General features: G+C 59.9%; 10 protein-coding genes. 5 read left to right on the forward strand and 5 right to left on the reverse strand.

The window, feature by feature from the left end; all coding sequences use genetic code 11:
• Window positions 1–182 precede the first annotated feature (182 nt).
• Together TBK1r_RS33285 and TBK1r_RS33290 are read left to right on the forward strand one after the other, a co-directional pair.
• Complete coding sequence (locus tag TBK1r_RS33285; RefSeq protein WP_419580642.1) at window positions 183–1,127, forward strand: bifunctional riboflavin kinase/FAD synthetase; 945 nt, start codon at window positions 183–185, stop codon at window positions 1,125–1,127.
• A 15-nt stretch (window positions 1,128–1,142) separates the two neighbouring features.
• A complete protein-coding gene (locus TBK1r_RS33290) occupies window positions 1,143–2,132 on the forward strand; it encodes a DHH family phosphoesterase (RefSeq protein WP_145219921.1) in 990 nt (329 codons plus the stop codon).
• A 245-nt stretch (window positions 2,133–2,377) separates the two neighbouring features.
• Here TBK1r_RS33290 and TBK1r_RS33295 read toward each other — a convergent pair whose 3' ends face one another.
• The gene (locus TBK1r_RS33295) at window positions 2,378–4,390 is read right to left on the reverse strand and encodes a membrane or secreted protein (protein WP_145219923.1); all 2,013 of its coding nucleotides are present in this window, start codon (window positions 4,388–4,390) and stop codon (window positions 2,378–2,380) included.
• Window positions 4,391–4,662: 272 nt separating this feature from the next.
• Here TBK1r_RS33295 and purB point away from each other — a divergent pair, with 272 nt between their 5' ends.
• A complete protein-coding gene (gene purB, locus TBK1r_RS33300; protein ID WP_145219925.1) occupies window positions 4,663–6,111 on the forward strand; it encodes an adenylosuccinate lyase in 1,449 nt (482 codons plus the stop codon).
• Between the two features lie 361 nt (window positions 6,112–6,472).
• Here the strand turns inward: purB and ppk1 are convergent, their stop codons facing one another.
• From ppk1 to TBK1r_RS33320, 4 genes are all read right to left on the reverse strand, one after another.
• Window positions 6,473–8,710 carry a polyphosphate kinase 1 gene (gene ppk1 / locus TBK1r_RS33305; protein ID WP_145219927.1) on the reverse strand — a complete coding sequence of 746 codons (2,238 nt, stop codon included), beginning with the start codon at window positions 8,708–8,710 and terminating at the stop codon, window positions 6,473–6,475.
• A 108-nt stretch (window positions 8,711–8,818) separates the two neighbouring features.
• Window positions 8,819–9,703: a hypothetical protein gene (locus TBK1r_RS33310; RefSeq protein WP_145219928.1), complete on the reverse strand. Its 885-nt coding sequence runs from the start codon at window positions 9,701–9,703 to the stop codon at window positions 8,819–8,821.
• Between the two features lie 158 nt (window positions 9,704–9,861).
• A complete protein-coding gene (locus TBK1r_RS33315) occupies window positions 9,862–10,911 on the reverse strand; it encodes a c-type cytochrome domain-containing protein (RefSeq protein ID WP_145219929.1) in 1,050 nt (349 codons plus the stop codon).
• Between the two features lie 325 nt (window positions 10,912–11,236).
• Entirely contained in the window at window positions 11,237–11,929 is a 693-nt protein-coding gene (locus TBK1r_RS33320; RefSeq protein ID WP_145219930.1) for a hypothetical protein, read from the reverse strand.
• A gap of 169 nt (window positions 11,930–12,098) precedes the next feature.
• On the opposite strand from TBK1r_RS33320, the gene TBK1r_RS33325 reads away from it, so the two are divergent.
• Together TBK1r_RS33325 and queC are read left to right on the forward strand one after the other, a co-directional pair.
• On the forward strand, window positions 12,099–13,061 hold the full coding sequence (locus TBK1r_RS33325) for a 3'-5' exoribonuclease YhaM family protein (protein ID WP_145219931.1): 963 nt from the start codon (window positions 12,099–12,101) through the stop codon (window positions 13,059–13,061).
• Window positions 13,058–13,747 carry a 7-cyano-7-deazaguanine synthase QueC gene (gene queC, locus TBK1r_RS33330; RefSeq protein WP_372895931.1) on the forward strand — a complete coding sequence of 230 codons (690 nt, stop codon included), beginning with the start codon at window positions 13,058–13,060 and terminating at the stop codon, window positions 13,745–13,747. Before TBK1r_RS33325 ends, queC begins: the two co-directional genes overlap by 4 nt.
• Window positions 13,748–13,767: the final 20 nt, after the last annotated feature.

Below are 13,767 nucleotides of genomic sequence, written 5' to 3' on the forward strand. Positions count from 1 at the left end.
CGGGCCCAACGATCACCAAGCCCGGACGCTGGCGCGAGCCGGCTGACGCGTCGCCGTCGGAATCCTGCGGGGGACCGTTCGGGCGAGATTTCCGCCCCCACTCCCCCGATCCTTGCCAATCGGCCAAACTACGCGTTTTGGCCCCCGATTGCGGCCGCCCCCTCCCCGCCCATTCGCTTCTCGTGACCGAAATTGTTTCGATTCCCGATATCACCCTCTCCGCGGTCGATGCTGCGCTGCAAGGTGGTGTCGTCAGCATCGGGAATTTCGACGGCGTGCACCTCGGCCACGCCAGCTTACTGGGGCAGACCCGGCAACTGGCCGATCGACTCGGCGGCCCCGCGATCGCCTGCCTGTTTGATCCCCATCCGATCGCGATCCTGCGTCCCGAATTAGCCCCCAAACGGTTGACTTCGGTCGAGGAACGCGCGCGTCGGATGACGAAACTCGGCATCGACTATCTGGTCGTTTGCCAGACCTCAACGGACCTGTTGAACCTCTCGCCCGAACGGTTCTTTGGCGCACTGGTCCGGGACAATTTGAAATGCCGCGGCGTGGTCGAAGGCGAAAACTTTTGTTTCGGAAAAGACCGCCGCGGCGACGTCGAGGTGCTGCGAACATTGTGTCACGATCAAGGCATCGAATTCCGCGTCGCCGAGATGGAATCGGCCGACGGCGCGATGATCAGCAGCACACGGATCCGCGACCTGTTGGCCGAAGGGAACGTCCGCGAGGCGGCTGCGATGATGGACACGCCACATCTGCTCTGCGGCGTCGTCGCCCAGGGCGATCGGCGGGGCCGCACCCTCGGTTTCCCGACCGCCAACCTGGAACAGATCGACGTGGTCATCCCCGCCGGGGGCGTCTATGCCGGGTTTGCCTCGGTCGGAACCACCCGCCACCCGGCCGCAATCCACATCGGCGAAAGCCCGACGTTTCAATCGGGTGATCCGACGAAGGTGGAAGTCCACTTGATCGGTTTCAGCGGCGACCTCTACGGGCAAACCGTCTCCGTCGAGTTGATCGATCGTGTCCGAGGCGTCGTTCGTTTTGATTCCGTCGAAGCGATCGCCGACCAACTGCGAAAAGACATTCAATCCGCCCAGCAACTGCTGGCACTCCCCTAACGCGACCGATCCCCGATGAGCGTCAACTGGAAACGATTTGTCGACCAAATCAGCCACTACCAATCCTTTGTCCTGGTCAGCCACGTGCGGCCGGACTGCGACGCCCTGGGCAGCGAACTGGGCATGGCGCATGTCCTTCGCCAGATCGGCAAAGACGTCCGCATCATCAACGCCCACCGCGTCCCACCGTCGCTGCAATTCCTCGACCCCGCCGGCAACATCGAAATCCTCGGTGACGACGTCGAGCCCGAAGACATCTCGGCCGATTGCATCATGATCCTGGACACCAGCGCGTGGGTTCAACTGGGCGACATGGCCGACGTCGTGCGAGCCGCGTCGTGCGACAAGATGGTGCTCGATCACCACGTCGGTGAAGACGACCTGGGCGCGACGATGTACAAGGATTACCAAGCCGAGGCGTGCGGAACCCTGGTCGTGCAAGCGGCCGATGCGTTGGGCGTCCCGATCACCCGTCAAATGGCCCAGCCACTGTTTGCCGCGATCGCCACCGACACCGGCTGGTTCCGTTTCGGTAGCGTGACCGCGGAAACCTATCGCGTCATCGCGCGGCTGGTGGACGCCGGTGTGGTCCCGGCCGAAGTCTACAGCGACCTGTACGAACGCGACACGCTGGCGCGACTGAAATTACGCGGCCTGATCCTCTCGCGAACCCAAAGCGAACTCGACGGCGCGCTGATGCACACCTACGTCGAAACCAGAGACTTTGAAGCGGTCGGGGCGTTGCCCAGTGATACCGAAGATTCGATCAATCTGACCCTGGCGGTTGCCAACACCAAGGCGGCGGTGATCTTCGTCGGCCAACGACGCGGCGGTTTCAAAATTTCGTTCCGCAGCCGCTGCGATCTTGCCGTCAACGAGATCGCCGAACAGTTCGGCGGCGGCGGGCACAAAGCGGCCGCCGGTGCGTTCCAAGAAGGCACGCTCAGCGACGTCCAAGCCCGAGTCCTGCCGGTGATGATCGAGGCACTCAAGGAAGTGCTTTAGACCGGATCTTGGGGTGCGCGGGCGCGACCCCAAGCTTTGATGTGGCACGCCGCTGGCGTGAAACCTCAACGGAAAAGGCCCGGACGCTTGCGCGAACCGGCTGATGTCAAACGATCATCAGCCGTTTGGCGCAAGCCGACGGGCCTTACGAAGCGGCAGGGCGCGAGCCTTCCAGTTTTCCAGGGTGCTTTCGCGCTGACACAGGACGGCTCGCGCCGTTCCGCTAACAAATGTCAGACAAACGACTACTCAGCCATCAAGAACCCGGTCATGGTCCAACCGCTGTCGGTCTTTTCCCAGAACGCTCCGGCACTGGTGAAGAATTCTTTGATCGTCTCGAACGGCGGCAGCTTGCCGGCTTGAATCGGATCCGGCTCGCCGTCTTCGTCGTTTTCGACGATCCGCCGGAGCAAATTGGCGATCAGCGAATCGCTGTCCTTGAGTTGTCCTTTCCGCAGCAGTTCGTAGCGTGCCCGCAATGCGATGCTGGGGTGAACGACACTGTCGTAGGTGACCTCGTTGCCCTGATTCAAATCGTCGATCGCTGCGACGATTGTCTTGGTACGCTCGGTCGCCGCCAAACGATCTCCCGTCTCTCCGACTCGAACGCGTTTGCCGAGCTTAACCAACAATTCCGAGTGGCTGGAAAACATTAGGTAGTCGGCATCGTCATCCTGCTGGCCTTCGACAACCGCGATCGCCCAGTGGTTGAGCAACGGCGAGGTGTCTTCTTCGTCGATGTTTTCGTCAAAGCCGAGTGCCGCCAATTGGGCGTCGATATCATCACTGTCGTTCTTGCCGCGTTCGACACGCCAGACGTCGAACTCGGGCACCTCCAATTTGATCGCGTCCGGTTCGACTTCCATCGCTTTCTGAACGACCTTGGCGACGACGTCCGCGTTCTTGATCCGTAGGGCGACCAACATCCGATCCGACTCTGGCCCGGCCGGCATCGTATTGTCGGTGATCAGAATCACCTCGTTTTCCAAGTTGGGCAAAAAGTCTCTCGCGATATCGATCTGCGGGCCTTCGGGGTCATCGCGGATCCCTTCAATCATCGGCCGAAATAGATCTTCGCCCAACGCATCGTTGACCAACGATTCGGCCGCCCAAAATGCGGACTCCAATTCCCAATTGAATCGAAAGAACGCGCCGGTGTCTTCGGTCGGCCAAGTTGGAATCGGCAGACGGATGGAATTCTTGGACTGCAACATCCGAGCGGCTTTGGTCAATTTGCCGGGGGCCAACACGACGCCGCAGTGAAGCACGTCGAATCGCTTGCCGGCCACGACACCGACGCCACCGACCGCCTCGATCACGCCAAAGCCCTGTCGCTCGAGCAGCTCGATCACATCCAGATCATCGCGGCGGTCATACTCGACGACCTCGCGCAAGATCCGTCCCATGGCAAACGGCTCGGCATACCACTGCCAACAGACCGTTGCTTGTTTCTCGTTTGCCGAATCGATCTCGGCGGTCGAATCGGCGAGCACTTGTTGGTAGGACGCTCGGCTGGAAAAGGCTTTGGCGGGCGATTTTCCGGCGGCGACGTCCATCACACCTTGAACCACGCTCTCGCGATCGGCCGCGATAAAGCGATCGTCATTCCAGGTCAGCGCGATCTCGACGATTTTCAGTTGCCCGGGTTTCGGCTTGGTGCGGTAGACCCGAATCGTTTCGTCGCCGTATTTGACATCGGTGCGAACCGCGCCACCGGCTTTCAAGTCGGCGTCGATCTTTTCCGCTGCCTGGTCGGCTTCCACTTTCCGGTCGCGAATGTCCGCGATGACGCACAGTGCATACGGACGGCGTTTGTCATCGGTGAACGACAACCACGCCAGGGTGACTTCTCCCGACGCGATCTCGTACAGATCATCGGGTTTCAATCCGATCTTGCGGTTGAGCGAATCAAAGTACGACCGCGCGCGTTCCCGCTGGTCATCGAGAAACGGCTGCATTTCCTCGGAGGCAAACAGCAGCCCGATCTGCGTTCGTTCCCAGGCGTCGCAAAACGCCGGCAACTCGGGAATCCGGATGACCCCCGCAGTGGATTCGGGCAACAGATCAACCGCGGAGACATATTCGTCCGCTTTTGCCTGCCCCGGCTCCTGCCCCGGTTGGACTTCGACCTGGGGCGATTCGGCCTCCTGCTCAAGCTGCACCGGTTCCGCAGCACAAGCCAAAGGGGCCAGGGACAACAAGGCGACGCCACACAGGACAGCCGCCGACGATCGGATCAAAGGAAGACCAACTCTCATAAAATTATCTTTCGGCAAACGCTGACGTTGAGCTGCCACTATGTTGTGAAAAAATCCGCTGATTCGAAAAAACGCCGGGGCGGAGAATCGCTCAATAAGGCTCAAATGCATATTGGACTCAGCGGCTTGTGAATCTCGAGGGGGAGCGAGACCTACTCGCAACGAGTGGCGTTCATCGATCGACGAATTGTCAGACATCGCAAGCCCAGTATGTTATCGCACTCGATTGAACCACGAAACGCCTTCGATTCCGACGTCCCAATACCATCGAAATGACTTTATCCTCGTCTAATCCCGCCGAATCAACGTACCAAAACCCTCTGATCGAACGCTATTCGTCTCGAGAAATGGCGACGCTTTGGGGCCCCAATCGACGTTTCCAGACCTGGCGACGCCTCTGGATTGCCCTGGCAGAAAGCGAAAAAGAGCTCGGAATCGAAATTTCTGACACGCAATTGGACCAACTCCGCGCGTTTGAGTCCAATCTAAATCTGGACGTGGCCCAAGAATACGAGCGGATTCGACGCCACGACGTGATGGCCCATGTCGAGGCCTACGGGGACCAATGCCCCGACGCCAAGAAAATCATTCACCTGGGCGCCACCAGTTGTTTCATCACCGACAACGCTGACGTCATTTTGATCCGCGACGCGCTGCGATTGGTCGCCCGACGGCTGGCCGCCACCATCGACACGATGGCCACCTTCGCCGCCCAGCACCGTGCCCTGCCCTGCCTTGGCTTCACCCACCTGCAACCCGCCCAACCGACGACCGTCGGCAAACGGTGCTGCCTGTGGACCTATGACCTGGTCCTGGACCTGCACGAAATCGAACACCGACTCGACACGCTCTGCGCCCGCAGCGCCAAGGGAACCACCGGGACCCAAGCCAGTTTCCTGCAATTGTTCGGGGGCGATCACGACAAGGTCCGCCAGCTGGAACGCCGCATTGCAGAGAAAATCGGATTCGAACGAACCTACGCCGTGACCGGGCAAACCTATCCGCGGAAAGTCGACGCGCAATTGCTGGACGCACTCAGCGGGATCGCCCAAAGCCTGCACAAGACCGCGACCGACATCCGGCTGTTAGCCAACCGCAAAGAAATCGAAGAACCGATCGAAAAACAACAGATCGGTTCGTCGGCGATGCCCTACAAACGCAACCCGATGCGGAGCGAGCGGATTTGTGCCCTGACACGGTTTGTGATGAGCTTGCAAAGCAGTCCGGCGATGACGGCCGCCACGCAGTGGATGGAACGCACGCTGGACGACAGCGCCAACCGCCGGCTGGTGATCCCCCAAGCCTTCCTGGCGATCGACGCCTCCTTGGTGCTGATGCAAAACATCGCCAGCGGATTCGTCGTCTACCCCAAGACCATCGAGCACAATCTGGCGAAGGAATTGCCGTACATGGAAACGGAAAACATCATGATGCGCGCCGTCGAAGCGGGCGGAGATCGCCAAGAGCTGCACGAACGGATTCGCGTCCACAGCCGCGAAGTCGCTCGATTGGTCAACGCCGAAGGCAAACCGAATGACATGATCGAACGGCTCAAGAACGACGACGCCTTCTCCGCCGTCTCGTTCGACACCGAAATCAACCCGCTCGATTTCGTCGGACGCGCCCCCGAACAAGTCGACGAGTTCATCGAACAAGAGATCGAACCGATCCGCCGCCGCTACGCCGATCAAGATTCATTGAGCGTCGAAGTCACCGTGTGAGGCCGGGTCACCGACTTGTTCCGAGGCTCCGCCTGGACGGCGCAAAATCGGTCGCTGCGGAATGGGTCGCTGATGCCCAATTCACGTTGCTGCGCAACTCATACCGCGGCCGTTGCCCAAAGGGCATCCACAACAGAGCCTGGGGTCAGGGAACGAGCGCAGCGAAGTGACCGCCACCCCAGGAAAGAAAGCCCAAACCCTCTCCCCCCTTTCGATCGGCCGGCGGCAAAGCCGCCGGCCGATCGAAAGGGGGGAGGTTGTCGGTAGCAATTGGCATGCACAGCATGCCCTACCCAAGCCCGCCGGCGGAGCCGGCGTGGATGGCAAGCAGGATGCTTACCCCACTCTAGCTTCCCGCGCTCTAGCTTCCCGCACTGATCGGGCGGAACGTCGCGCGGCGACTCGATTCGGCTTTCTTCCATGTGTTGACCACACGGTCGTACAACACCCGCTGGGAACGCAACGGAGGCTCATCACCTCGATCGGGCTGACGGTATTCGCCGTCGGGCATCATCTTCCAGCAATTGGTGTTGTCCTGGAAATAAGTCTCCAACACTTCCTTCAACCGATCACAGCACTTGCGATCCGCCACAGGCACCAACAGCTCGACACGGCGATCCAAGTTCCGTGTCATCCAATCCGCACTGCCGATCAATAGTTTCTCGTCGCCGTCCTGATGGAAACAGAAAATCCGCGCGTGCTCCAGGAACCGATCGATGATCGAAATCACTTCGATTGAATCGCTCAAGTTCTTCACACCGGGCCGCAAACAACACTGTCCACGGACGTTCAAGCGAATCTTCACCCCCGCGCGACTGGCACGATAAAGCGTATCGATGACCTCCGGGTCCACCAACGCGTTGAGTTTGGCGGTGATTTGCCCGCGGCCGCCCTGCAGACTGCGCTGCGTTTCCTCTTCGATCAAATCCAGAAAGCGGCGTCGCATCGTGGTCGGTGCGGCGGCCAACTCTTCCAGCGCCCTGGGCTGGCTGGCACCGGTGATCGCATTAAAAAAGTTCGTCGCGTCGTGGCCCAACACCTCGTCACACGTCAGCAATGAAATGTCACTGTACAGCTTCGCCGTGGCCTCGTTGTAATTGCCGGTGCCGAAGTGCATGTAGCGGACGATGCCTTGCGGTTCACGCCGAACGATGATGCACACCTTGGCATGCGTCTTGAGCCCGTGGATTCCATAAATGACCTGGACGCCGGCGCGTTCCATTTCCTTTGCCCATTCGATGTTGCGCGCCTCATCGAAGCGGGCTTTCAATTCCACGATCGCGGTGACGTACTTGCCGCGTTCGGCGGCGCGTTCCAACGCCGCAACGACCGGGCTGTTTTTGCTGGTTCGATACAACACCTGTTTGATCGCCAACACATCCGGATCCGCCGCAGCCTCCTCGATCAACCGCACGACGGAGTCGAATCGATCGTAGGGATGGACCATCAACACATCGCCCGCCGCGATCGTCGTGAACATCGACTCTTCCGGATCGATCCGCGGATGTGGCTTGGCCGGCCAGACTTCATCGCGGAGGTGATCGAAACCCTCTTCCCCGTGCAGCGTGAACAGAAAGCTCAGATCGATCGGGCCGTCGATCGCGTACAGGTCTTCGGGGTGCAAGTGGTGAACCTTCTGCAAGAACTCGACCGCCTCCTCGCTGGCCGACGCTCCGTATTCCAGACGAACCGGTCTGGCGTAGCGCCGGTTCTCCAAGATCTCTTCCATCCCGCCCAGCAGATCGCTCGCGGCGTCTTCGCGAAACTCGATGTCGGCGTTGCGGGTCAGCCGAAAGGGGACACACTCGAGCACTTCGCGGCCCGGAAAAAATTCGTCGACAAAGTGTGCCGCCAAACTCTCCAACAAGACATACCCGTGCCGTTTGTCGCCCGAGATCGGCAACACGCGTTGCAGCGACCGCCCCATCGGAATCAACGCGTATTCCGACGTTTCGGCAGAGCCCTCTGCTTCGCCCGACTCCGGACCGTCGCTCGCCTTGCCGAGCCGGGTGTCGGGATCCCGTTTCAGACGGATGAACAGGTGCAACCCCAGGCCTTGCAGCAGCGGAAAGCTGTCCGAGGAAACCGCTTGGGGAGAAAGCACGGGAAAGACATCTCGCCAGAATCGGGCGGTCGCCGAGCCATGCTCGGCCTCGCTGGCTTGCGTCAAATCGATCTGCGCGATGCCGGCCGACTCCAATTTCGGCTGCACCTCCTGGCGAAGTAATTGGTACTGCCGTGAGACGATCTCATGCCCCTTTTTGGCGACTGCCTGCAGTTGCTCGACCGCCACCAAGCCTGCCGGATCCCGCTGCGTCGGGTTGCGTTGGTGCAAGATCTTGAGCCCGCCGACGCGGACCATCATGAATTCGTCCAGGTTGGAACTGGTGATGGCCAGAAACTTGGCGCGTTCGAGAATCGGCAAGCTGCCGTCGGCCGCCTGGGCCAGAACGCGTTGATTGAATGCCAGCCAGCTGAGTTCGCGGTTGAGAAAACGATCCTCCGGCAGCGGACGATCGATCAGTGCTTTGCGTGAGGCGGTTTTGGAACCCGGTTTTTTCTTCTTTTCGCTTTTCGCCACTCGTTTTCCCGTGTCCATGATTGCGTGATTCGTGCCCGGAACGTCCCTCACACAGAATACGCGATCCGCCGATCACCAGAAATCACCCGACGTAGAAATACGGGCTAGACGACACCCCGCCACCGATCATTCGCCGATCACGTGCAACTGCGGTGGTGCGTCGCGGTAGTCATCTCGGTAGTCGTTGCTGTAGCCGTCGCAGAAGAAATCGTCTTCTTCGATTTCCACCTCGTCATACTCGATGTCGATGCCATCACTCGGGTCCAGAGCTGAATCCTTAAAATCCATGCTGACTGGGGTGACACAGAGGTGATTGCCGTCGACGCGACGAAACGATTCCCGCGGCGCCACGAGCGCGTCGAACGACGCACACGCCAAAGCTTCCTGCGATTGGCGCCGCAACCGCTCGCGACGCTCTTCATACCTCATCCCGGGAAACAATCCGCGGCCCGGATAGTTCGACAAGACGGCTGCCAACAGCAACACCACCGCAACAAAACCGACGTAGGGAAGTTCATAGGTGGATCCGATCACGGCAGCGCTCGCTAACAAGAATCCGATGAATCCTTTCAGCACAAAACTTGACACAGAACTGACCACTGCGGTCGCCAAACGTCCACGCCGTCTGCGCGAAAATCGACCGCCAACTGCTCCCATTAGACGAGCCGTCCTGCCGAAAAAACGCAGCCCCATAAACGCGACCACCAACATCGGCAACGACAGCGTTGCGTATCCGGAAAACTCCGGAAAGAAAAGAAACAGGAACACCGCCACCACGCACAACACGGCGATGACACCTCGGATGGCCAGTCGCAGCTGGTGTGACGCTTCGAGTGCCAGAATCGCGGTCGCAGACCCGCTGGAACGGTTTTGTCGCAAGGCTTGGCGGCGAGACCTGAGCGGCGCCGTCGACTCGGGCAGAGCCCCCACCACCGGCGGATCCATTTCGTCTACTGCACTGTTGAACTGGCCTTCCGCTTGATTGATAACGCCCACGATTCGCACTCTCACTGTTGTTTCTTTCTTGTCAGGCCACCCTCCGTGCAGCGTTCGCTTGCAATCCTTTTTCCCGGCGTCAGACAGCCGGTTCACAAGCGTTGTCCTCGTGTGGCAATTACCATGCCGATTGAGCCGGTGAGAGTCGGCTCAAACACGCGTGACGCCCCGCGTCAGTTGGACGGTACGGGGGTAACCGACGCGGCGATGATCTCATCGTCAGCCGATGCCGCGGGTTCCTCCGCGAGCTGTTCCTCAGCCGGTTCGCCTTCGGTGCCCATCAAAATTCGGAACGCCTTGGGATAGAAATCCTTGCCATAGGTCATCTCGCCACCCTGGTGTCCGACCGCGCCGACCATTCCCGCGACGACCAACAGGCCGATCTTCCAAGTCCGTTCGAGCGAATCATTTTTCGTCGCCAACGCTCGCAGTGCGACCAGCGCCAGCACGGCGGACGTGACGGCCACGATCACCCCGCTCCAGCGATGCCAGAACACTTCGCTATCCATGTCGACCTTGGTCCAGGATCCGTAGCCTTTCTCGATCGCGAACGACCATCCCATCGCGGTCGAAGCGATCGCCATCAAGGAACCCAACAGCAAACAGGCCAAGGGGATCTGTTGCCCCAGACCCGGCCACTTCCATCCTAAAACGACGAACAGCGCGCCGAACAGCAACAGCGCGATCGGGAAATGGACGGTGGCGGGATGCAAAAAACCCTGGAACGCCCAGACCCGATCCACGAGCGACTTGGGTGCTTCGGCGACCGGCTCGGCAACCGCTTGTTCCGGCTGAGACGAGATGGGGACGATCGCGACGTCCTCGGGCCAGTCGGCGCCTTCGTCGATCCAAACCCGCACCAACGACAACTCGTGCGGCGACATCGGGCCGCCTTTGGATGGGGGCGGCATCAGCATGTCGGGATCGTCCGAAAGCATGTAGTCCGCCAACACGGTGCTCGACTCGGCATCTTCCGGTTCGACGTACGACAAGAACGTCTCGGCGTCATCGACACGAAAGTCCCCCTTCGCTTCCTCTTCGTTGTGACACTCCAAACATCTGGCCCGCAGGATCGGAACGATGTCACGTTGAAAGTTGACGATCCGCCCCTCCTCGTCCACCGCGGTGCGTTCCTGAGCCTTCACGGAGCCGACGTCGACAAGGATTGCCACACTGATTGCGGCAAGGACGAGGCGGAACGGGAAACGCATGAAAATGGACATCGCGTTTGTTTCTCCAAAACGATAACGACACCGAACGCACTGCCCGTTGACGACCGACCGGAACGCAGGCGACGCGTCCGCCTCGTTGGTACGGTTTGCGTCGAGCCCCGGTCGGCTCAAGACTTCAGTGGGTCACAGGGATCGTTGCCGGAAAAAGCGGGTGGTAGGGGGAGGGGGGGACCGGCCGGCGGGCGCAATGCGGCAGTGCATGGGGCAACCCGAATGGCGATCAAGACCGGCCGGTGCGTCCGAGATTGCGGGCGGGCCACAACAGCGGACACGCCACCATTATGACACACGACGGCCCCGGTTCCAATCACTACCGTTAAACCGTCAATCCGCTGAACGCGCTACCGATTCCGAGCGACTGGATTTCCTTCTTGACCGCTGCTTTGTCCGGGTTTTCCAGCGTTTCGACCACTTCGTCGGCCAACAACTGTGCGAAGGCCGCTTTGGCTTCCAATTTCAATTGCTGCAACTGAACTTGATCCAGCTTGACCGAGCACGCCTTTTCGACTTCGACGGCGATCTCTTCCAAGCTGGCCTTGGGATGAATCGTGCTGGCCCACAAGACGCTGTACAGCGGCCGGCTGGCATCTTGGTGCTGCATCCGTTCCAACGCTCGCCACGCCCGCTCGAGCAGACAATTTCGCCACAACACGAGCCACTGCTTGGAATCGAGTGTCACCGAGGGCGATTTTTCCTGGTCCGATTCGGCGCCGCCCTGTTCGACCAACCGCGCCTTGGCACAGGATTTCACCGCCCGCGCCAAAAAGTCTCGCAGCCGCCCCTTGCGATGCTCGCCGAATCCCGCCGAAACCAGGTGCGTCAATAGAATCCGCAACGCCTGATCCGCTTCTTCGGTCGACCCCATCACCGTGGTCAACTGCTTTCGCATCGGCGACAGATAACGCAACACAAATCCGGCCGCACTTTCGGCTTCGGTCCACGAGTGCGAGGACCGAACCAAGTTGACCGAGGATCGGGTTTTGCCGGTGGATGAGATCTGAGTCGACATGCTGCCAGTATAACAGTCCACCGCCATAAACGAAGCGGTTTGCGAGAATTCGTCCCTTTGCCGGTCGCGTCGCAGGGGATCCCACGCCTCCACACCTTGCCATCGGCGGCCATCACACGCATCCTTTGCATCGACTCATCATTTTACGCCCCGCCAAAGGGAATCTGCCGTGCCTCGTACGCTTGTCACCGAACTGACCGACGGCCAATCTCTGGACCAATCCTTCCGCTTGGCCGACAAGCAAATCCGCGTCAACCGGCAGGGCGGCAAGTACCTGCTGCTCAAACTGGCCGACCGCAGCGGGACGATCGTCGCCATGATGTGGAACGCCGATGATTCGGATTACGAAAAAATCCGTCGCGGCGGCTATGTCCATTGCGTCGGCCGCACACAAGTACACCAGGGTGCGTTGCAAGTCATCTTGACCGCCATCGACGATCTGGCCGAGACCGAAGTCGATCCCAGCGATTTTGATCAGTTCGACGCCGGCGCCGCCGACCAGGCCCTGGCGACCTTGCGAGACATGATCGAGAACCTGCACAACGTCTACCTGCGCGGATTGGGAAAGGCGTTCCTGTCCGACGAATCCTTCATCTCCAAACTTCGTCTGGGCACCGCCGCCGTGTCCAACCACCACGCCTACCCCGGCGGGCTGCTGCGGCACACCGTCGACCTGATGGAAGTCTGCCAGTTTCTCGGACCTCGCTATCCCGGCGTGGATACCGAGCTGTTGATGTTTGGCGCGTTCCTGCATGACCTGGGTAAGATCGAAGAGATCTCCGCCAGCGGCGAACTCAGCTACACCGACCGCGGCCAACTGGTCGGGCACATCGTCATCGGCGTGCAGATGCTCGGCGACGCGATCGCGGCGTTTGAAGAAGACGCCGACGAAGATTTCCCCAACGACTTGCGGTTGCAACTGGAGCACCTGATCGTGTCCCACCATGGCCAACTCGAGTTCGGCAGCCCCCGTTTGCCGGCCACCTTGGAAGCGATCGCGTTGCATCACATCGACAACCTGGACGCCAAAATCACTTCCTTTACCAGTCTGATCGAATCGGATTTGACCAACAACGAAAACTGGACCAACTACCATCCCTCGATCGGACGCAAGCTATGGAAAAAGCAGTGACCGAAAACCGCCCCCCCGCCGTCGTCTTGCTCTCCGGTGGACTCGACAGTGCGACCTGTCTGGCGATCGCACGCGAAGCAAACTTTGCCATCCATACGATCAGCTTTCGCTACGGCCAACGACACGAATACGAACTCGAACGAGCCGCCGCGTTGGCCCGGCAATTCGACGTCGCGTCGCACCGAGTCGTCGAAATCAATCTGTCCCAATTCGGCGGATCGGCGCTGACCGATCAGTCGATCGTGGTTCCCAAATCAGACTCCGTCGAACAGATCGGCGTGGAAATTCCCGTCACCTACGTGCCGGCACGCAACACTGTGTTCCTGTCTCTGGCGTTAGCCTTTGCCGAAACCATCGGCTCGGTCGATCTGTTCATCGGCGTCAACTCGCTCGACTACAGCGGCTATCCCGATTGCCGCCCGGAGTACATCGCCGCGTTTGAGACGATGGCCAACCTGGCGACCCAAAGCGGCACCAGCGGGCGAAAGCTGACGGTCCACACCCCGCTGATCCATCTGACCAAAGGCGAAATCATTCAAACGGGCCTCCGCCTGGGCGTCGACTATTCGATGACCCTGTCCTGTTACGATCCCGGCCCGGGCGGAAAACCCTGTGGCCACTGCGACGCCTGCCTGCTGCGCCAAAAAGGGTTCGATGAAAACAACCTGAAAGACCCCGCAGGCTGAGGATCTGGCTGCGAATCAGA

The sequence above is a fragment of the Stieleria magnilauensis genome (assembly GCA_007753675.1).
In the GTDB taxonomy this organism is placed as follows: domain Bacteria; phylum Planctomycetota; class Planctomycetia; order Pirellulales; family Pirellulaceae; genus Stieleria; species Stieleria magnilauensis.

Coding starts and splice junctions, on each gene's coding strand:
- ppk1 (WP_145219927.1), bottom strand. CDS start 8,710: ATGGACACGGGAAAACGAGTGGCGAAAAGCGAAAAGAAGAAAAAACCG.
- purB (WP_145219925.1), top strand. CDS start 4,663: ATGACTTTATCCTCGTCTAATCCCGCCGAATCAACGTACCAAAACCCT.
- TBK1r_RS33315 (WP_145219929.1), bottom strand. CDS start 10,911: ATGTCCATTTTCATGCGTTTCCCGTTCCGCCTCGTCCTTGCCGCAATC.
- TBK1r_RS33295 (WP_145219923.1), bottom strand. CDS start 4,390: ATGAGAGTTGGTCTTCCTTTGATCCGATCGTCGGCGGCTGTCCTGTGT.
- TBK1r_RS33320 (WP_145219930.1), bottom strand. CDS start 11,929: ATGTCGACTCAGATCTCATCCACCGGCAAAACCCGATCCTCGGTCAAC.
- TBK1r_RS33290 (WP_145219921.1), top strand. CDS start 1,143: ATGAGCGTCAACTGGAAACGATTTGTCGACCAAATCAGCCACTACCAA.